Origin of the sequence: Glycomyces terrestris, from assembly GCF_003933745.1 — a bacterium.
In the GTDB taxonomy this organism is placed as follows: Bacteria; Actinomycetota; Actinomycetes; order Mycobacteriales; family Micromonosporaceae; genus Glycomyces; species Glycomyces terrestris.
In genome coordinates this window covers 578,018-597,313 of record NZ_RSEB01000002.1, presented here as the reverse complement: position 1 = coordinate 597,313, position 19,296 = coordinate 578,018, and the positions used below count along the sequence as shown (strand labels likewise).

Below are 19,296 nucleotides of genomic sequence, written 5' to 3'. Positions count from 1 at the left end.
CCACGAGGATTGTCGGTCCCGCCAGGCACGCTCGAAGCCGGGGGCGACACCGAATCCGAGCGCGACTCACCACCGCCTACTCGAAGGCGAGCGCGTCCACGTACAGCCAGTCGCCTCCGAAGCGCTCGAACACGCTGTTCTCGGTCTGCGACCCCGGCCCCTCCCCATCCGTGTAGTGCGCGCGAAAGCGCACGGTCCCGGAGGTGTGCAGCGGCGTGCCGCCGGTGACTTCAAGGATCTCGAGGCCGGTCCAGGTGCGGCCGTCCGCGGCGAGATCGACCCGTTCGGGCCGGGTCTCCGGGTGCCAGGTCCGCAGCAGGTACGCCTCATCGCCGACCGCGAAGGCGCTGTAGCGCGAGCGCATCAGGGCCTCGGCCGTCGGCGCCTTCGCGGCGCCGGAGTGGAAGCGCCCGCAGCAGGCGGCGTAGGCCGCGCCGGAACCGCACGGGCAGGTGGTCGGGCGGGCGGGCTTTCGGGATCGTCGCGGCATACCCGGATTGTTCCCCAGGCGCGCGGCCGGCCCGCGGGAACCCCGCGGGCCGGCCGGCGGCAGGACTAGCAGTCCTCCAGGTACGGGGTCACGACCTCCGCGTACGCGGCCTGGCCGGCGGCGTTCGCGTGGAAGGACTCGATGGTGCCGGTGTAACCGAGGATCCACGGGTCGGCGGTGCAGACCTCGTGCCCGGCGAACACGTCGCGCACGTCGGCGAACTCGAAGCCGTGATCGTCCGCCACACCCGCGGTGGTCTCCGCGAGCAGGTCGGCCGTCTCGTTCAGCAGCGCCTGCTCCTCGGGCGTGATCGCCAGCGAGCCCGAGCAGGTGGTGCCGCTGAAGAGGCGCGGGTTGCCGACGACGGTGACGTCGGCGAACGGCGCGAGGTCCTCGACCTGGGTGTAGAGGTCGTCGAGCTCGGCCGGGAGCGAACCGGTGATGACGCTCTGCGCGTTGGCGATCGCGCCCTGGCAGAGCGCGGTGTCGGTGCCGGCGCAAGCGCCGAGGACGGTCGAGAACCCGGCGTCGTTGCCGCCCACGCCGATCGTGACCTCGTCGGTGCGCCAGCTCAGGCTCCCGAGCTGGTCCGCGATGACGTTCTCGACGCGGGCGCCCGAGCAGGCGTCGAACGCGAGGTCGGCGCCGATCTCCTCGGCCGCGAGCACCGGGTAGGCGTTCGCGGAGCGGTAGCAGGTGGTGTCCTCGTAGTCGCCGGCGCCGACGCCCGAGACGTACGAGTCGCCGAGGGCCGCGTACTGCGTCGTCCACCAGTCGGCCGAGGCCGGGCTGGCGAACGCCGCGCCGCCGATGCCGGCGGCGGCCGCCACCGCGGCGGCGCGGATGAGGAACTTGCCCTTGCGGGGGGATGCGGACATTGGTCTCCTTCTGGTGCCACGCGGCGGATCGTTCGGGGTCCCCGCCGCTGGTGCGGTCATTCTAAGGGCCTTCGTCCAAAATGTGGGTTCTCCAGGAGCGCAATGCGAACGGCCCGCGGGGTCTCCCGCGGGCCGTCCCGGACGCTAGTAGTCGAGCAGCGGGAGGACGACGTCGGTGTAGGCGTCCTGGCCGGCGGCGTTCGGGTGGAACGACTCGACGTTGCCGGTGTAGCCGAGGATCCACGGGTCGGCGGAGCACACGCCGTGGCCGTCGAAGGCGGCACGCGGGTCGGCGAAGTCGAAGCCGTGGTCCGCCGCGACGGCGGCGGTCGTCTCGGCGAGGAGGTCGGCGGCGTCGTTCAGGAGCGCCTGCTCGGCCGGGGTGATCGCGAGCGCGCCCGCGCAGGCGGTCTCGTTGAACAGGCGCGGGTTGCCCACGACGACGATCTCGGCGGAGAAGGCGCGGTTCCGGACCCGGGTGTACAGGTCGTCGAGCTCGTCCGGGAGGGAGGTGGTGATGATGTTGCGCGCGTTCGCGATCGCGGCCTCGCACAGGGCGGTGTCGGTGCCGGCGCAGGCGCCGAGGACGGTCGAGAACCCGGCGTCGTTGCCGCCCACGCCGATCGTGACGTGCTCGGTGTTGACCTCGTAGAGGTGGTTCAGCTGGTTCGCGACCACGTCTTCGACCCGGGCGCCGGAGCACGCCTCGAACCAGAGGCGCTCGCCGAGTTCGGTGGCGGCCTGGCGCGGGTAGGCGTTGGCGGAGCGGTAGCAGCCGTCGTCGGCGAGGTAGTCGCCGGCGCCGACGCCCGAAGCGTAGGAGTCGCCGAGCGCCACGTACTGCTGGATCGTGATGTCGGCCGAGGCCGGGGTCGCGAGGCCGAGGACGCCGAGGCCCGTCACGGCCGCGACGGCGGCCACGCGTGCGAGCACGCTGCGGGACTTGCCTTCCTTGAAGGACACAAGGTCTCCTTGTTGTCGACAGGGCCGGCGGAGCGCCGTTCGGGCGGCCCCGCCGGAGGACCGCGTCATTATAAGCAGCGAAGTCCATTGTGTCGCAATAAGAACGGTGTGTGATGTACCGTCGTCGCGGTGGCGTTCTGAGCGCCGTCAGTGTGGCCGCGGCGCGCCGCGGCGCAGAGTGGCGTGGCGCGGCTTAGCGCGGAGTGGCGTGGCCTGACGTCGTCGCGGTGGTGCTCTGAGCGCCGTCGCTGTGGCCGCGGAGTCGCGTGGCGCGGAGTGGCGTGGCGTGGCGTGGTCGCGGGGTGGTGCTCTGAGCGCCGTCGCCGTCGCCGTCGCTGTGGCCGCGGCGTGGCTTGGCGCGGAGTGGCGTGGCGTGGTCGCGGCATGGCGTGATCGCTGCGCGGCGCGGCGCAGCGCAGCGCGACGAAATTGTTTTCCGGCGGTTCGGCCTTGTTTTGCGCGGCGAGGAACGAGCGCTCGAACCTCCGCCTCATCGGGCCTCGTAATTTGACGGTCGCTCGCCGCACATGGCCGGGAACGCGGGAAACTGTTTCCAGGCGAGGCTAGAATGTCGGTACCTGACAGTTCGACCGACAGCGACGAGGTCCAGCACATGAGCGATCCGGCCCGCCCCCGCGCGACGCTTTCCGAGGTGGCCGCGCGCGCCGGCGTCTCGAAGGCGACGGCCTCCAAGGTGCTCAACGGCCGCCCCGGCGTGGCCGAGGAGACCCGGCGGCTGGTGCGCGAGGCGATCGCGGAGCTGGGCTACGTTCCGACCACCGGTCCGCGCGAAGCGCCTGGGCCGCAATCGATCCACGTCGTGTTCGACACGATCCTGAACATGTACGCGGTCTACGTGCTCGACGGGATCATCAGCGGGGCAAGGGATCTGGGCGTCGAGGTCGTCACGAGCTCACTGGAGGAGGGCGGCCCAGGGCACGCGGTGCCGCTCGGGGCCGGGCGGATCAAGGAGATCGCGGCGCAGGGTGCGTCGGGGCTCGTGGTGGTGACCGCGGAGCTGACGGCCGAGGAGATGGCCGCGTGTGAGCAGGCGGACCTGCCGCTGGTCGTCATCGATCCGGCGAATCCGCTCGACGAGCGGGTGACCAGCCTCGGCGCGACGAACTGGGCCGGCGGCGTACAGGCCACCCGGCACCTGCTCGACCTGGGGCACCGGCGGATTGGGTTCGCGGGCGGCCCGGTGCAGTCGGTCCCGGCGCGCGAACGCCTGCACGGCTATCGCGAGGCCCTCGAATCGGCGGGCATCGAGCTCGACCCGGCCCTGATGGGCTCGGGCCGCTTCGAGGCCGAGACGGGCGCGAACCTCACCGACCGGATGCTCGACCTGGAGGAGCCGCCGACCGCGATCTTCGCGGCCAGCGACAGCATCGCGGTGGGTGTCATCCGCAGCGCCCGGCGACGCGGCCTCGACGTGCCGGGCGACCTCAGCGTCGTCGGCTTCGACGACACGTACAACGCATTGTGGATGGAGCCCCCGCTGACCACGGTGAAGCAGCCGCTGCGCCAGATGGGCCGAGTCGCGGCCCGCACGTTGATCGAGCTCGCCGCCGGCAAGGTCCCCGACTCCCACCACGTCCAACTCGCGACGACCCTCGTCGTGCGCGACTCCACGGCCCCTCCGCGCCGGTAGCGGCCGGGCCGCGCGGCACACGTCCCCCGTCGCGCGCAGGCTCCACCGCACACTGCGCCGGTACCGGTCAGGCCGTGCGCCCAAAGCCCCCCATCCCTGCGCGATTCCACGGCCCTCCGCGCTGGCAGCGGCCGGGCCGCGCGGCACACGTCCCCGTCGTGCGCAGACTCCACCGCACACCACGCCAGTACCGGCCGGGCCGCTCGACACACGGCCCCTGTTGTGCGCGACCCATGACACTCCGCGCCGGTATCGGTCGGGCCGTGGGACACACGACACCGTCGCGCGCGACTCCACGGCCCACCGCGCCAGTACCGCCCGGGCCGCGCAGCGCACGGCCCCGTCGTGCGCAGGCTCCACCGCACACCACGCCAGTACCGGCCGGGCCGCGCGACGCCACCGCGCATTGACGGCCCTGCCGCGAACTACGAGGCGGTTCGCGGCTGGATCGCGGCTCCGACTTCGACGTTCATCGATCGGTACGATGGCGGCATGATCACCGTGGAGCGTGAAATCCGAAGCACCCCAGCCGTTCTGTGGTCACACCTGGGCGACCTCGACCGCTGGGCCGAGCTGCTTCCCACAGTGGACTCCGTCGAGCGGCTGAGCGCGCCGGGGCCGATCGGGGCGGGCAGCCGGTTCCTGGTCCGCCAGCCCGGCCTCGCCGCCGCCGAGTACGAGGTGACCGACTGGCGGCCGGGCAGCGGCTTCACCTGGGCCGCGACCACTGCGGGCGTCAGGACCACCGCCTCCCACGAACTGCGCCCGGCCGCCGCCGGGACCCTGCTCGTCCTCGGGATCGCGTGGTCGGGTCCCGGTGCCTGGCTCGCGAAGGCCCTGTTCTCCCGCAAGACGCGCCGCTTCGTCGAACAGGAGGCCGCGGCGTTCGCCCGGCTGGCCGAGGGCGAACGACCCGCTTGAGCGCCGACCGCACGCGCTTCCCCCACCGGAACTCAAGGCCGCTTGAGGAAGACGCCGAGGACGACCGCGGCGACCGGCACGACGCACAGCACGGTGAAGACGCCTTCGGGCCCATGCCATTCGGCGATGAGACCGTACGCGGGGGCGAAGAGGCCGCCGACGCTCATCGCGAGCCCGAGGGTCACCCCGGCGGCCGTTCCAGGCCTGGTCGGCAGGTAGTCCTGGGCGAGCTTCACGAGGACCGCGAACGGGATGTTGATCGCGATGCCGACGGCCAGCGCGACGACGAGCGCCGCGTACTGGTCCGGCACGAATCGGAGCAGCACCAGCAGCGGGATGATGAGCACCCCGCCGATGCGGGTGGTGCGCACGGCTCCGAAGCGGTCGGCGAGGCGTCCGCCCATGAGGGTGCCGATGACGCTGCCGAGCATGAACCCCGCCAGCGCGATCCCGGCCACGGCGTGGCCCGAGCCCAGATGCCTGATCCAGTACAGCTCGATGAACGTGATGATCCCGACCCACAGGAGCGAGCGGACCACCTCGATCCCGGTGAGCACCGCGAACGGCCCCCAGCGGTCGGGCCCGTCACGCGGTTGCGGCGGCGCCGCGGCCGTCCGGGTGTGCTTGCGCAGCATGACGAACGCGATGAGCACCGCCGGTGGGATGAACAGGGCGGTGGCGCCCACGCCCATCGCCATGAGGGCCGGTATGGCGAGCACCGGCGCCAGGAAGAACCCGACGCTGCCGCCTGCGGCGAAGACGCTCATCGCCGCGGCGCTGTCTCCGGCGGCCTCCCGCGCGCCCTTGCCGGCGGCGGGGTGGAACATGGCCACGCCGAGGCCCGACAGGAAGACCAGGGCCACCACCAGCGGGTAGGGTCCGGCGATCCCGGCCAGTCCGAGTCCGATGCCGGCCAGCGCGACGCCGGCGGGCGCGAGCCAGTCCAGCCGTCTCCGGTCGACGGCCATCCCGACGAACGGCTGCGGGATCGAGCTCCCGATCGCGGCGGCGAGCGTCAGGCCGGTGGCGGCGACGTATCCGTAGCCGCGGTCGAGGACGAAGTAGGGCACGCACGCGGGGACGAGGCCTTGGTACATGTCGTCCACCGCGTGGGCGGTGCCCCACAGCCACATGCGGCGCAGTGGCGAGGCGGGTGCGTCTCGGGCGCGGTGCTGCGACCCGACCGGCTCCGGACTGGCCCGGCGCCGCAGCGGCCCCGCTGTCTCAGGGGGCTCGTCGGGCTCGGGTCCGGAGCGGTGCCGCGGCGACCCGGCTGCCCCCGCTGACTCGGAGCCTGGTTCCGGCCCTGGTTGCTTCGATTCGTGAGGCGCCTCCTCTCTCTTCAGTTCGCTGTGCGCGGCTCGTGGTTCCGGCGGTCCGCCCACCGTAGTCCCGCGATCCTGAAGGGGACCTGAAGGCGTGGTCTGGGTCATATCGGTGCTCCTTGTCCGTTCAGGTCAAGGATTCCGACGGCCCAGAGGCTCCGGCTAACGGTATTCTGCCGAGATATGTCGATAAACGGCCAGGTGATTCCGAGTTCGCCGATCCGGATCCTCACGCACGAGGAGCGGATCGACTGGCATCGGCACACCGGCCACCAGCTGATCTATCCGCGGCGCGGGATTCTGCGGGTGTTCACGACCTCGGGGGTGTGGGTGGTGCCGCCGTCGCAGGGCGCCTGGATGCCCGCGGGGACCGCCCACTCGCATCGGGCGTTCGGTGCGACGGAGATGCGGGCGATCCTGTTCGACGTCGACGATGAGGGCCCGTTCCTGGATCGGCCCACCGTCCTGGCGTTCACGCCGCTGCTGCGTGAGGCGGTCACTGCCCTGACCGACGATGCCGCGATGCCGGCGGACACCCGGGGCCGGCTCGCCCGCGTCGTGCTCGATCTTCTCCGTGGTGTCGAAGCGCCGCAACGGTTCTTGCCCGCGCCCTCGGATCCGCGCCTTCGCGACGTCGTGGCGCTCCTCGAGAACGACCCGGCCGACCGCCGCACCCTCGCCCGCCTCGGCGCCGCCGTGGGGGCCTCAGAGCGGACCCTGAGCCGCCTGTTCCGCGAGGAGGCGGGCATGACCTTCGCCCAGTGGCGCGCCCAGTTCCGCCTCCACCACGCCCTAGTCCTCCTCGCCTCCAGCCAGCAGGTCACCCGCATCGCCGGAGCTTGCGGCTACGCCAGCCCGAGCGCCTTCATCAACGCCTTCCGCTCCTCCTTCGGCATGACCCCGGGCGAATACCTCCGTCGCGAGCCGGCGCTGCGCACCTGATCCTGCGGTCTTGCCGACCTGCACAGCATGGCAGCGCTGATCCCGGGTCGCTGAGGCGGCGCGATGAATCCGGGCGGTCCGCGTCGTCTCAACCGGGAGACCGAACTAAGGAGCGAGCAGATATGACCGACGTCGACTTCAAGATCGTGAGCGACCGGGTGATCGACCTGATCGACGGCGTGAAGGACGAGCAACTGACCGACCCGACCCCGTGCGAGGAGTACACGGTCGGGCAGATCGTGAACCACTTCCTCGGCCTGTGCCTGGCCTTCACGGCTGCCGCCCGGGGCGAGCGCGGCCCGCACAACGACGTTCCGCCCGGCGTCCCCGCCGCGACGCCCCCGCAGGACTGGCGCCCGCTTCTCGCCGAGCGCCTCCGGACCCTCGCCGACGCCTGGGCCGAACCGTCCGCGTGGGAAGGCGAGGCCACCGCGGGCGGCGTGACCTTCGCGGCCTCGATCATGGGCCTCGTCGCCCTCAACGAGGTCGCCGTCCACGGCTGGGACCTCGCCGCGTCGACCGCCCAGCCCTACGAACTCGACCCCGCGACGATCGGGCTCCTGACCGCCTTCGTCGGCCAGGACGCCGACGACCAGGCGGCCCGCGAAGGCATCTACGCCCCGCCATTCGACGCGCCCGAGGACGCGTCGCCCCAAGACCGCCTCATCGCCCTAACCGGCCGCAACCCGGCCTGGCGGCGGTAGCCGGGCGGGGGTGCGGGCCGGAGCGGCCCGCACCTCCCCAGTGCGCTAACCGGATCGGAACCGCGCTCGGCTGTAGTGGTCGATGGCATTGGCGGCGGTCAGGGTTCTTTGGCGGAAGGCGTGGCCGCGGATGGATTCGGCCAGGTCGTGGAGGGTGATGCCGCGGCGGGCGAGGGATTGGGCGAGCCAGTGCTGCCATTCGTCGGTGGCTTCGGCGCGGCCGACGGTGCGGGCGCTCCAGATGGGCATCGGGCTGCGGCCCTTGACGTGCGGGTTGGAGTAGTGGCGTTCGGGTCGCGGCAGGAACTCGCGGATGGCGGCGTCGGTCCAGCCGCGGGTGCGGAGGATCGGCTTGGTGACCCAGACCGTCGAGGGCGGGCGGCCGCCGGCTCGGCGGGTCGGGAGGGTCTCGGCGCGTTGGGCCTCGTTGCGGTAGAAGCGGTCTCGTTCGGCCGGCGTGGTGGCGCCGGCGTAGCGCTCGGCCAGGGTAGGCAGGTTGGGCCTGGTCATGCGGCGCTGGATCTCGGATTCGTCCAGTACCACTCGGGTTCGGTGCTGCGGCTTGCACATGGTGTCCCCCGTTCACTTGTCGTCCTGGCGCCGAGATTAGTTACTCGTCGGTAGAAAATCGGGGACGACACGCCGCGGCGAAGTCGGGGCATGGCCGGGGCCCCGGTGCGTCGTGCACCGGGGCCATCAGCGAACCAGTCAGGTGGTGCGGCCGCGTCCGCGGCGGGCGAGGTACAGGGCTCCGAGGCCGGCGGCCAGGAGCATACCCGCGATCAGCAGGAACGGCGTGAGGTCGTTGCCCGTCCGATCCAGATTCGTCGCGTCGCTCTCCGTCTCATCCGGAGTCGTGCCCTCTGCCGCCGGAGACTCCGTCGACGGAGGCTGCGCGCTCGGCGACTCGGACGACGGCGGCTCTGTCGTCAGAGGTTCCGTCGAGGGCGGCTCCGTGGTCGGAGGTTCCGTCGAGGGCGGCTCGGTGGTCGGAGGTTCGGTGGTGGGCGGTTCTGTCGTAGGGGGCTCCGTGGTCGGAGGTTCGGTGGTGGGCGGCTCCGTGGTCGGCGGTTCGGTGGTCGGAGGTTCCGTCGTAGGAGGCTCCGTGGTTGGAGGCTCGGTCGTCGGCGGCTCGGTCGTCGGAGGTTCCGTCGTGGGCGGTTCCGTCGTAGGAGGCTCGGTTGTCGGCGGCTCTGTGGTCGGCGGCTCCTCCGGTTCCCCTGCGCAGGCGTGCGTCAGGTTGAACGAGTCCACCTGGTCCGGGTTGTCGGTGTTGACCGAAGCGGTCGCGCCGAGCAGCGTCCAGCCGGCGTCGGTGACGATGGTGGCCTTGTTGTCGCCGGATCCGCTCAAGATGGTGGCGCCGAGCGTCACCTCGTTGCCGTCGTTGTCCTCGAAGGTCGCCGAGAGTGAGTTGAAGTGAGCGTCGGGATCGCCTTGCGACGGCAGGACGAACACCCAGCCGTCCTGGTCGGAGCCGAGGCCGCCGCCGAACTCGTCGCAGCCCTGCTCGGCGTCCGCGGCCTGCGAGCCGACGTGGTCTGGGTTCAGGTCGATCTCGACGTCGTCCCCGTGATCTGCGGTGGCGGTCATCGGGATCGCGATGAGGAGCGCGGCGGCGCCTGCGAATGCAGTGCCCCGCAAGATGGTTCTGAGAGACACGGTTGCCTCCTGAAGGTCGTGCCGGCGTACGGGCACGGAACAGCGATTCTTCGCAGCAGCGGTCAGCGGCGCCGGATCGCTGGCGCGACGCCGTTCGTGAAGCGAGCATGGTCGCAGGAGGCTGAGTGCCGCAGGCGCTCGCCCGTTCAGGCCGGTTCCGGGCGCGGCGGGACATCGCCTCAGCCGCGGGACCGTTGGTCAGGTGCGTGGACCCTCTGAAGCCGATCGACTCATTGGGCAAGGATCGGCGGGTTCGCAACCAGGGTAAGCACGTCATCACTGTCTGCGACATCCTACGAACGGACAGTCATGGGTGCCCGAGGGACCGAAGGGGCGGTCGTGGCCCCGCGGGTCAGATGATGCGACCGTCGTGGGTGTAGAGGTTCATGGTGTCGCCGCGGACGAAGCCGGCGAGGGTGAGGCCGGACTCGTCGGCCAGGTCGGCGGCCAGGGAGGAGGGGGCCGAGACCGACGCGAGGACCGGGATGCCGGCCATGACGGCCTTCTGGACGAGTTCGAAGGAGGCGCGGCCGGAGACGGCGAGGACGGTGCCGCGCAAGGGCAGCAGCTGCTGCTGGAGGGCCCAGCCGACGACCTTGTCGACGGCGTTGTGGCGGCCGACGTCCTCTCTGGACGCGAGGAGTTCGCCTTCGGCGGTGAAGAGGGCCGCGGCGTGGAGGCCGCCGGTCTTGTCGAAGACCTTCTGGGACTTGCGGAGCCGCGCGGGCAGGTCGGCGAGGACGGCGGCGTCGACGACCGCGGCGTCCTCGGTGAGGTCCCAGATCGCCTTGGTGCGGACGTCTTCGAGGCTGTCCTTACCGCAGACGCCGCAGGCGGAGGTGACGGTGAAATTGCGTTTGGCGGCCTTCGCGGGCGGTTCGACGCCTGGGGCGAGGGCGATGTCGAGGAGGTTGTACGTCTGCTCGCCGTCGGCGTCGACGCCGGCGCAGTAGCGCATGCTCACGATGTCGGCGGGCTTGGTGACGACGCCTTCGGACAGGAGAAAGCCGGCGGCGAGGTCGAAGTCGTCGCCGGGGGTGCGCATGGTGACCTGGAGGGATTCGCCGCCGACGCGCAGTTCGAGCGGTTCCTCCACGACCAGGGTGTCGACCCGCGCGGTGCGCTCGCCTCCGGCGAGGCGGGTGGTCTTTCGGCGGACGGTCACGCGGCCCATGGTCGTTCCTTAAATGCCGTTCAGGCGGGTTCAGGCTGGCTTCAGGTTGGTGCTGGTTCACTTGCCTGCATAGCTCGGCGGAGACCGGGGCCGCAAGGTTCCCAGCTGAAGGTCACGGCGGTCAGGCGGGGGCGCTGTCGGGCTCGAAGCGGACGACGATGGATTTGGAAGTGGGGGTGTTGCTGAACTCGGCCACCGAGTCGAGCGGGACCAGCACGTTCGTCTCGGGGTAGTACGCGGCGGCGCAGCCGCGGGCGGTCGGGTAGTGGACGATCTTGAAGTGCGGGGCGCGGCGGTCCCCGTCGGACCATTCGCTGACGAGGTCGCAGTAGTCGCCGTCGCGCAGGCCGAGTTCGGCGGCGTCGTCGGGGTTGACGAGCACGACGCGGCGGCCGTCGCGGATGCCGCGGTAGCGGTCGTCGAGCCCGTAGACGGTGGTGTTGAACTGGTCGTGGCTGCGCAGGGTCTGGAGCAGCAGGCGGCCCGGGCCGGCCTCGGGTGAGGTCACCGGGTTGACGGTGAAGTTGGCTTTGCCGGTGGCCGTGGGGAAGACGCGTTCGTCGCGCGGGGCGTGCGGGAGCGCGAATCCGCCGGGGACGCGGGCGCGGGCGTTGTAGTCGGTGAAGCCGGGGACGACCCGTTCGATGCGCTCGCGGATGCGGTCGTAGTCGGCGGCGAAGTCCTCCCAGGGGACGTCGTCGGCGTCGCCGAAGACGGCGCGGGCGAGGCCGGCGACGATCGCGACTTCGCTGCGCATGTGCGGGCTGAGCGGGGCGACTTGGCCGCGGGAGGCGTGGACGATGCCCATGGAGTCCTCGACGGTCACGAACTGCTCGCGGCCGCCCGGCGCGTCGGTGTCGGTGCGGCCGAGCGCGGGGAGGATGAGCGCGCGGGCGCCGGTGACGACGTGTGAGCGGTTGAGCTTCGTGGAGACGTGCACGGTGAGGCGGCAGCCGCGCATGGCGTCCTCGGTGGCGTGCGTGTCGGGGCCGGCGGCGACGAAGTTGCCGCCCATGGCGAAGAAGACCTTGACGCGGCCGTCGCGCATGGCGCGGATGGTGCCGACCGTGTCGAGGCCGTGGTCGCGGGGCGGGGCGAAGCCGAACTCGGTGCCGAGGGCGTCGAGGAAGCGGTCGGGCATCCGCTCCCAGATGCCCATGGTGCGGTCGCCTTGCACGTTGGAGTGGCCGCGCACGGGGCAGACGCCGGCGCCGGGGCGGCCGATGTTGCCTCGCAGGAGTAGGAAGGAGACGACTTCGCGGATCGTGGGCACGGCGTGCCGGTGCTGGGTCAGCCCCATCGCCCAGCAGACGACGATCCGGTCCGCGGCCAGGACCATCGCGAACAGGCGCTCGATCTCGTCCGCGGTGAGGCCGGTGCGGCGGACGGCTTCGGCGAGGACCTCCTCGTCGTCGCCGGCGGCGTGGTGGGCGGCGAAGGCGTCGAAGCCGTGCGTGTACCGCTCGATGAACTCGCGGTCGATCACGCCGGGACGCTCCGCTTCGGCGCGCAGGAGCATCCGGTTGAGGAGGCTGAACAGGGCGAGGTCGCCGCCGACCTTGATCTGGAGGAAGAGGTCGGTGAGGTCGGTGCCGCGGCCGGCGAGCCCGCGGGCGGTCTGCGGGTTCTTGAACCGCTGAAGGCCGGCTTCGGGGAGGGGGTTGACGGTCGCGATCCTGGCGCCGGCGCGCTTGGCCTTCTCGAGGGCCGTGAGCATCCGGGGGTGGTTGGTGCCGGGGTTCTGGCCCGCGACGATGATCAGGTCGGCCTGGTAGAGGTCGTCGAGGAGGACGCTGCCCTTGCCGATCCCGATGGTCTCGGCCAGCGCGGACCCGGAGGACTCGTGGCACATGTTGGAGCAGTCGGGGAGGTTGTTGGTGCCGAGTTTGCGGGCGAAGAGCTGGTAGAGGAAGGCGGCCTCGTTGCTGGTGCGGCCGGAGGTGTAGAAGGCGGCCTCGTCGGGGCTGTCGAGGGCGGCGAGTTCGCCTGCGATGAGCGCGAAGGCGTCGTCCCAGGCGATAGGGGTGTAGTGGGTGGCGCCTTCGGCGAGGTAGACGGGTTCGGTGAGGCGGCCCTGCTGGCCGAGCCAGTAGCCGGACTTGTCGGCGAGGTCGGTGACGGGGTGGGCGGCGAAGAAGGCGGGGTCGACGCGCAGGCGGGTGCCTTCTTCGGCGACGGCCTTGGCGCCGTTCTCGCAGAACTCGGCGGGGTGGCGGTGGAGGGGCTCGGGCCAGGCGCAGCCGGGGCAGTCGAAGCCGTCGGTCTGGTTGACCCTGGCGAGGAGCGGGAGGCCGCGTTTGAGGCCGGCCTGGGCGCCGACGAACCGGACCGAGTTGAGGACGGCGGGCAGGCCGACGGCGTGGTCCTGGGGCGGGTGGACCGCGGGCGCGTCCTGGGCGGGGTCGGTCTCGGGAGCCTTGCTCATCGGGCCAGTGTAGGTCGCGCGGTGGTGGGGCCGCGGGAGGCGCGGGGCCGCTGGGGAAGGGGTGACGAATCGGCATGAGTGCGGGTGAAATCCCTGTTCATCGGGTATCGGGGCGAATCAGCGCGGACTGTCGCGGGGGTGGTGTCCGGGTAGGCTGAGCCCTGCGGGTCGGCGCGCGTCCTCTACTGCGGATCCGCGGGAGCGTCCTCAATGGAAGGCGGTCGGATGCACAGGTCGGAACCGGAGCCCGCGGTCGGGGGGCGTCTGCACGGTCGGCTGCTCCAGGTCCTCGGCGTGGTTTCCGGCGTGGTGGCGCTGGTCGCGATGTGGCAGCTCGGGGTGTTCGGCGGGGGCGGCGACCGCGAGCCGGTGAGCGCGGTCGACGGCGCGACGACCGAGTGGCCTTCGGCGGCGGCGGAGAGTTCGAGTGCGGCGGCCGTGGCGGAGCCGTCGAGTTCGGCGGCGGCTTCCCCTTCGGAGTCGGTGTCCGCGTCGGCGTCGCCGACGCCGTCGGATGCGGCGACGACCGCCGCTCCCCCGGCCGAGACCGAGACGCCCGTGGAGGAGGACGACGGGCCGGCGACCGAGGGGTTCGCGTGCGTGGCCTATCTCGAGATCGACGAGGCGTGGGACGACTCGGTCAGCGTGACCGTCGAGGTCGTGAACTCCGGTGACGAGCGGCTCGGCTCCTGGGAGGTCGACCTGGACTTGGACGACGCGGACATCTATCACCACTGGAACATGGTGGACCGCGGGCACGGCCGGTTCGGGAACGAGGACTGGAACGGCCGGCTCGATCCCGGGGAGGACGCGGTGACGGGGTTCCAGGCCGAGGTGGAGCACGACTTCGATCTGCCGGGGTCGGTGCCCTGCTCGGCCGGCGAATAATTTTCTCCGCCGCGGGCGCCGATGAGCGATAGGCTCGCTCAAAGCGGTTTGGAGGCGGTCATGACCGAGTTCGAGCACGTCCAAGTGGTGACGACCACCGATTCTGCCGAGTCCGCGACCCTGTTGGCGCGCAGCGCCGTCGAGGGCCGGCTCGCCGCCTGCGCGCAGGTCTTCGGGCCGCTGTGCAGCATCTACTGGTGGGAGGGGAAGGTCGACACCGCGCAGGAGTGGCGGGTCGTCTTCAAGACCACCGCCGCGGCCTACCCCGATCTGGAGTCCCACATCAAGGCCGGCCACGGCTACGAGGTCCCCGAGGTGGTCATGCTCCCGATCACGGCCGGGAACCCGGCGTATCTGGAGTGGATCTCGGCCGAGACCTCGGTCCGGGCCTGACGGCCGGACTCGGATTGTCGGACCCTCCGGGCACACTCGGATGACTCGTCCTGTGACGGGTGATTGACGGCACCGCCGCCTGCTGGTGGCGGCGGCGCCGGTGCGGTTCAGGGGGTCTGGAGTCCGAAGCCGTAGGCGAAGAGGGGGTCGTAGTCGGGGTCGCCAACGTTCAGGGGCTCGTCCGCGATCAGGCGGGGCCAGCTGACGGGGAGGCGGCCGTCGTACGGGGTGGCGCCGAAGAGCGGGTCGGCCACGCCGGCGCCCTCGCTGCCGGGAAGCCAGGCGGCGACCAGGGCGTCGACGCCGGCTGCGGCGCCGCTGTCGCCGAGGTGCGCCTCGATCTCGATGGGGCGGCCTGAGACGACGATGACGACGCAGTCGACGGCGCCGCACACGGTGGCGATGGCGGCCGCGTCCGCTTCGGACACGGTCATGTCGTGCTCGCCCGCGCCGGCGTCGCCTATGCCTTCCGCGTAGGGGTCTTCGGCGACGACGACGATGCCGACGTCGGCGCCGTCGAGGGGCGCTGAGGCGTCTTCGCTGAAGGTGACCTCGGCGTTCGGCGCGACCTCCTGGATGCCGGCGAGGATCGTGGTGCCTTCGGTCGGGGTGTCGAGCGAGCCCTGCCAGGAGGCGGTCCAGCCGCCGGTCTGGCGGCCGATGGAGTCGGCGCCGGAGCCGGCGACGTACAGGCGCTCCTGGCCGGTGAGCGGGAGGAGGTCGCCGTCGTTGCGCAGGAGGGTCTGGGAGGCGGCGGCGGCTTCGCGGGCGACGGCGCGGTGCTCGTCGGAGCCGACGGCGGCGGCGCCGGAGGTGTCGCCGTTGGGCTGCTCGAAGAGGCCGAGGGCGAACTTCTGGGTGAGGATGCGCGAGACGGCGTCGTCGATGCGGTCCTCGCTCACGCCGCCGGACTCCACTTCGGACAGGAGCGTGGAGATGAAGCGCTGGTATTCGAAGGGGACCATTACCATGTCGACCCCGGCGTTGATCGAGGCGCGGACGGCTTCGGCGTAGTCGTCGCTGATCTGGTCGACGGCCTGCCAGTCGGAGACGACGAAGCCGTCGAAGCCGAGTTCGCCTTTGAGGACGTCGGTGATGAGGTACTCGTCGGCGTGGACCTTGAGGGGGCCCTCGCCGAGGTCGGTGGAGGAGAACGAGGCCATGACGGAGCCGACGCCGGCGTCGACGGCGGCCCGGAAGGGCGCCAGGTGGATTGCGCGGAGTTCGTCCTCGGTGAGGGTGGTGACGCCTTGGTCGATGAGGTAGTCGCCGGTGGTGGAGGAGCTGTAGGCGGTGCCGCCGTCGCCGACGTAGTGCTTGGCGGTGGCGAGGACGCTCGTGTTCGCGGTGAGGTCGCCGCCCTGGTAGCCCTGCACGACGGGGCCGGCGTACTCGAAGGCGAGGCCGGGGTCTTCGCCGTAGGACTCGTAGGTGCGGCCCCAGCGGCTGTCGCGGGCGACGCAGACGCAGGGGGCGAAGGTCCAGTGGATGCCGGCGGCGCGGGTCTCGGCGGCGGTGACGGCGGCGGCGCGGCCGGCGAGGTCGGGGTCGTGGGCGGCGCCGAGGCCGATGTTGTGCGGGAAGACGACGGCGCCGGGGATCGCGGTGTTGCCGTGGACGGCATCGATGCCGTACATGAGCGGGATGCCCAGCCGGGAGTCGAGGGCCTCGCGCTGGTAGCCGTCGATCATGGCGGCCCACGCCTCGGGGGTGTCGTGGAGGGCTTCGGAGCCGCCGTTGAGGAGGGAGCCGATGCCGTACTCGCGGACGTCGGCGGGCGCGGCCTCGATCGCGGGGACAGCCACTTGGGTCATCTGGCCGACCTTCTCCTCGATCGTCATGCGGCCCAGGAGGTCGGCGACGCGCTCGTCGATCGGGAGGCTCGCATCGAGGTAGTCGCCGTCGCCGTCGGCGGGCCCCTCGTCGGCGCCGGGCACGACGAGGAGCACGGTGACGACGGCGGCCGCCAGCGCGACGGCCAGTGCGGACCAGAGGATCGCGGGGCGTCGGAAGAGTGCGGGCAGGCTCGCGCCCATGGGTCTGCTCCTTGAGGGGTGAGCGGGTGGACAGGCCCCAACCGTGTTCCACAGTAACGGAAGAGCGCTCCCACGTCTACGGGCGGGATGACCCGGAGCGGGACGGGTGGCGGTGGGGTGGGATGGTGGCGAGGCGGGGTGAGGTGGTGGCGAGGAGGCTGGGGCGGTTCGGGCGCAGCCCGAATTGCTTCGCGAGCCTACGGCCCCCGGTTTCAAGGGTGCCCTCGGGGGGCCGACATTCCACTGCGGAATGATCAGGCGGCGTCAATGCGATGGATGGGATCTCGGTCGCGGAGCTGGGGCGAGGGCGGTGGGAGCTGGGTCGGGGGCTGCGGGAGCTGGGGCGCGAGTATTGCCTGCGGCCCGGCCCGGCTGTTATGTTGGCGCTCCAAACTAACCCCTCGGGCCCGGCCCCTCCCTCGGTCCGGTGTCCCGGTGACCCCTTGAGGAGCACAACGTGCGACGACGCACTTTCGCCGCCTCGCTCGGCGCCGCCGCGGTGGCGGCCGCGGCCGTTCCCGGCACCGCCGCGGCCAAGGCCGGCGGCCGCTGCGAGGACGGCTACGTCTGGCGCAACGCCGTGGTCAACGGCGGCGGCTACGTCCCCGGCATCGTCTTCAACGAGACCGAGGCCGATCTCATCTACGCCCGCACCGACATCGGCGGCCTGTACCGCTGGCAGGAGGGCTCGCAGACCTGGAAGCCGCTGCTCGACTGGGTCGGGTGGGACCTCTGGGGCTACACCGGGGTCGTGTCGGTGGCGACCGACCCGGTGGAGCCGCGGCGGACCTACGCGGCGGTCGGGACCTATACGAACGACTGGGACCCCAACAGCGGCGCGGTCCTCTACTCGGACGACTACGGCGACACGTGGGGCGTCGCCGAGCTCCCGTTCAAGCAGGGCGGCAACATGCCCGGCCGCGGCATGGGCGAGCGGCTCGCGGTGAGCCCGTTCGACAACGCGACCGTGTACCTCGGGACGCCGAACGGGAACGGGCTGTGGAGGTCCGTCGACTTCGGACGCACGTGGGCGAAGGTCGAGGCGTTCCCCAACGCGGGGAACTTCGTGCAGGACCCCTCCAGCGACTACTCCGACGACAACCAGGGCGTCGTCTGGATCGACTTCGACCTGGCGGGCGAGCGCGTCTTCGTCGGCGTCGCCGACCCCGACGACCCGCTGTACGTCTCCGCCGACGGGGGCGCGACCTGGCAGGCCGTGCCCGGGGCGGCCGCGGCGCTCGGGCGGGCGGACGGGAACCGGACCATCCCGAAGCAGGCCGCGTTCGACCACGAGCACGGCCACCTCTTCGTCGTCACCGGCTGGGACCCGGGCCCGTACAACGGCGCGCCGTCCTCGGGCCGCGGCGGGTCGGTGCAGCGGCTGTCGCTCGCGACCGGCGAGTGGACCGACGTGACGCCGACGTACAACCCGGTCGGCGCGATCCCCGGCTTCGGCGGGCTCACCGTCGACCGGCGCCGCCCGGGCACGCTCATGGTCGCGACCCAGAACAACTGGTGGCCCGACGAGATCCTCTACCGCTCCACGGACTCCGGCGCGACCTGGGAGACCAGCTGGGACTACGTGTGGGACGCGAACTGGTCGTGGCCGCCGGACCGCACCGACCGGTTCGAGATGGACAGCACCGGGAGCGCGTGGCTGAGCTTCGGGAACAGCGACGACGGGCCCGCGTACGCAGTCAAGCACGGCTGGATGATCGACGCGCTCGCCATCGACCCGCACGACTCCGACCGCATCATGTGGGGCACCGGCGCCACGATCTGGGGCACCGAGAGCCTGACGCAGTGGGACTCGCAGGGCGCGCTCGTCGGCTGGGATTCCGAAGCGGGGCACCAGATCGCGCTCCCGGTGGACCCGTTCACCGTCGCGGTGCGGGCCGAGGGCTTGGAGGAGACCGCGGTGCAGGACATCGCGGCGCTCGGCGGGACGCTCGTCTCGGCGATGGGCGACCTCGGCGGGTTCGTGCAGACCGACCTCGGCGCGGCCGGCGTGCAGATCCGGCGTCCGAACTGGACGTCGGGCCGCGGGGTGGACTTCGCGGGGCTGGACCGGCGGATCGTGGTCGGGACCGGCGACGTCGAGGGCGACACCGACGGGCACGTGGGGGTCTCGACCGACGGCGGCGCGACGTGGCTGACCACGGCCCGGCTCGACGGGGTCGCGGGAGGCGGGAACGCCGGCTCGGTGGCGGTCGGCGCGGACGGCGCGGTGATCGTGTGGTCCCCCGGGAACGGCACCACCGCACCGGTGTTCAGCACCGACCTGGGTCAGACGTGGACGCCCGTGGAGGGGCTCCCCGCGGGGGCGCTGGTGCGGGCGGACCGGGTCGACGCGAACCGGTTCTACGCGTTCGCCGCCGGGGCGTTCTACGCGTCCGCGAACGGCGGGCTGGCGTTCACCGCGACGGGGGCCTCGGGCCTGCCCTCCGAAGGGCCCGTGGACTTCCGGGCCGTGCCGGGCAAGCGGGCGCAGCTGTGGCTCGTCGGCGGCGAGGCCGGCAAGACCTACGGCATGTGGCGCAGCACCGACGGCGGGAGGCGCTGGACGCGGGTGCGGGACTTCGCCGAGGCCGACGCGGTCGGCTTCGGCAAGGCGCGCACCCGGCGCGGGTACCCGACGATCTTCGCGTCGGCGAAGGCCGGGCCCACCCGGGGCATCTGGCGCTCGACCGACGAGGGCCGCAACTGGGTCCGCGTCAACGACGACGCGCACCAGTGGGGCTGGACCGGGAAGGCGGTCACCGGCGACCCGGAGGTCTACGGGCGCGTCTACATCGCCACGAACGGCCGCGGCCTGGTCTACGGCGACATCGAGGACTGAGGTGC

At 71.9% G+C, this 19,296-nt stretch carries 16 protein-coding genes; 7 read left to right on the top strand and 9 right to left on the bottom strand.

Annotated elements, in window-relative coordinates; genetic code table 11:
* Positions 1-76: 76 nt before the first annotated feature.
* The 3 genes from EIW28_RS08270 to EIW28_RS08260 all read right to left on the bottom strand — a co-directional run bounded on the left by EIW28_RS08270 (position 77) and on the right by EIW28_RS08260 (position 2,331).
* Positions 77-490 carry a YchJ family protein gene (locus EIW28_RS08270; protein WP_125247223.1) on the bottom strand — a complete coding sequence of 138 codons (414 nt, stop codon included), beginning with the start codon at positions 488-490 and terminating at the stop codon, positions 77-79.
* Positions 491-555: 65 nt separating this feature from the next.
* Complete coding sequence (locus tag EIW28_RS08265) at positions 556-1,368, bottom strand: SGNH/GDSL hydrolase family protein (protein WP_158630328.1); 813 nt, start codon at positions 1,366-1,368, stop codon at positions 556-558.
* Positions 1,369-1,512: 144 nt separating this feature from the next.
* Positions 1,513-2,331, bottom strand: coding sequence for an SGNH/GDSL hydrolase family protein (locus tag EIW28_RS08260; protein WP_158630327.1), 819 nt, complete (start codon positions 2,329-2,331; stop codon positions 1,513-1,515).
* A 613-nt stretch (positions 2,332-2,944) separates the two neighbouring features.
* On the opposite strand from EIW28_RS08260, the gene EIW28_RS08255 reads away from it, so the two are divergent.
* The gene (locus EIW28_RS08255) at positions 2,945-3,982 is read left to right on the top strand and encodes a LacI family DNA-binding transcriptional regulator (protein WP_125247568.1); all 1,038 of its coding nucleotides are present in this window, start codon (positions 2,945-2,947) and stop codon (positions 3,980-3,982) included.
* 492 nt (positions 3,983-4,474) lie between these two features.
* Positions 4,475-4,903, top strand: coding sequence for an SRPBCC family protein (locus EIW28_RS08250; protein WP_125247220.1), 429 nt, complete (start codon positions 4,475-4,477; stop codon positions 4,901-4,903).
* A gap of 32 nt (positions 4,904-4,935) precedes the next feature.
* Here the strand turns inward: EIW28_RS08250 and EIW28_RS08245 are convergent, their stop codons facing one another.
* Positions 4,936-6,036, bottom strand: a complete 1,101-nt coding sequence (locus tag EIW28_RS08245; RefSeq protein WP_125247219.1) for an MFS transporter — start codon at positions 6,034-6,036, stop codon at positions 4,936-4,938.
* Positions 6,037-6,411: 375 nt separating this feature from the next.
* On the opposite strand from EIW28_RS08245, the gene EIW28_RS08240 reads away from it, so the two are divergent.
* Positions 6,412-7,170, top strand: coding sequence for an AraC family transcriptional regulator (locus tag EIW28_RS08240; RefSeq protein ID WP_125247218.1), 759 nt, complete (start codon positions 6,412-6,414; stop codon positions 7,168-7,170).
* Positions 7,171-7,292: 122 nt separating this feature from the next.
* Positions 7,293-7,874 carry a TIGR03086 family metal-binding protein gene (locus tag EIW28_RS08235; RefSeq protein ID WP_125247217.1) on the top strand — a complete coding sequence of 194 codons (582 nt, stop codon included), beginning with the start codon at positions 7,293-7,295 and terminating at the stop codon, positions 7,872-7,874.
* Positions 7,875-7,919: 45 nt separating this feature from the next.
* Here the strand turns inward: EIW28_RS08235 and EIW28_RS08230 are convergent, their stop codons facing one another.
* The 4 genes from EIW28_RS08230 to EIW28_RS08215 form a co-directional block, all read right to left on the bottom strand.
* Positions 7,920-8,417 (bottom strand): hypothetical protein, encoded by a 498-nt coding sequence (locus EIW28_RS08230; protein WP_125247216.1) that lies wholly within the window; start codon positions 8,415-8,417, stop codon positions 7,920-7,922.
* A 165-nt stretch (positions 8,418-8,582) separates the two neighbouring features.
* On the bottom strand, positions 8,583-9,467 hold the full coding sequence (locus EIW28_RS24485; protein ID WP_187350587.1) for an LPXTG cell wall anchor domain-containing protein: 885 nt from the start codon (positions 9,465-9,467) through the stop codon (positions 8,583-8,585).
* 421 nt (positions 9,468-9,888) lie between these two features.
* Entirely contained in the window at positions 9,889-10,710 is an 822-nt protein-coding gene (gene fdhD / locus EIW28_RS08220) for a formate dehydrogenase accessory sulfurtransferase FdhD (RefSeq protein WP_125247215.1), read from the bottom strand.
* 121 nt (positions 10,711-10,831) lie between these two features.
* The gene (locus EIW28_RS08215) at positions 10,832-13,135 is read right to left on the bottom strand and encodes an FdhF/YdeP family oxidoreductase (RefSeq protein WP_125247214.1); all 2,304 of its coding nucleotides are present in this window, start codon (positions 13,133-13,135) and stop codon (positions 10,832-10,834) included.
* Between the two features lie 225 nt (positions 13,136-13,360).
* On the opposite strand from EIW28_RS08215, the gene EIW28_RS08210 reads away from it, so the two are divergent.
* Entirely contained in the window at positions 13,361-14,023 is a 663-nt protein-coding gene (locus EIW28_RS08210; protein ID WP_158630326.1) for a cellulose binding domain-containing protein, read from the top strand.
* A 60-nt stretch (positions 14,024-14,083) separates the two neighbouring features.
* Positions 14,084-14,416, top strand: a complete 333-nt coding sequence (cutA, locus tag EIW28_RS08205) for a divalent-cation tolerance protein CutA (RefSeq protein ID WP_125247212.1) — start codon at positions 14,084-14,086, stop codon at positions 14,414-14,416.
* Between the two features lie 107 nt (positions 14,417-14,523).
* On the opposite strand, the gene EIW28_RS08200 is transcribed toward cutA, so the two are convergent.
* Positions 14,524-16,452: a glycoside hydrolase family 3 protein gene (locus EIW28_RS08200; protein WP_125247211.1), complete on the bottom strand. Its 1,929-nt coding sequence runs from the start codon at positions 16,450-16,452 to the stop codon at positions 14,524-14,526.
* Between the two features lie 457 nt (positions 16,453-16,909).
* On the opposite strand from EIW28_RS08200, the gene EIW28_RS08195 reads away from it, so the two are divergent.
* Positions 16,910-19,291, top strand: coding sequence for a xyloglucanase (locus EIW28_RS08195; RefSeq protein ID WP_125247210.1), 2,382 nt, complete (start codon positions 16,910-16,912; stop codon positions 19,289-19,291).
* The last annotated feature ends 5 nt before the right edge of the window (positions 19,292-19,296 follow it).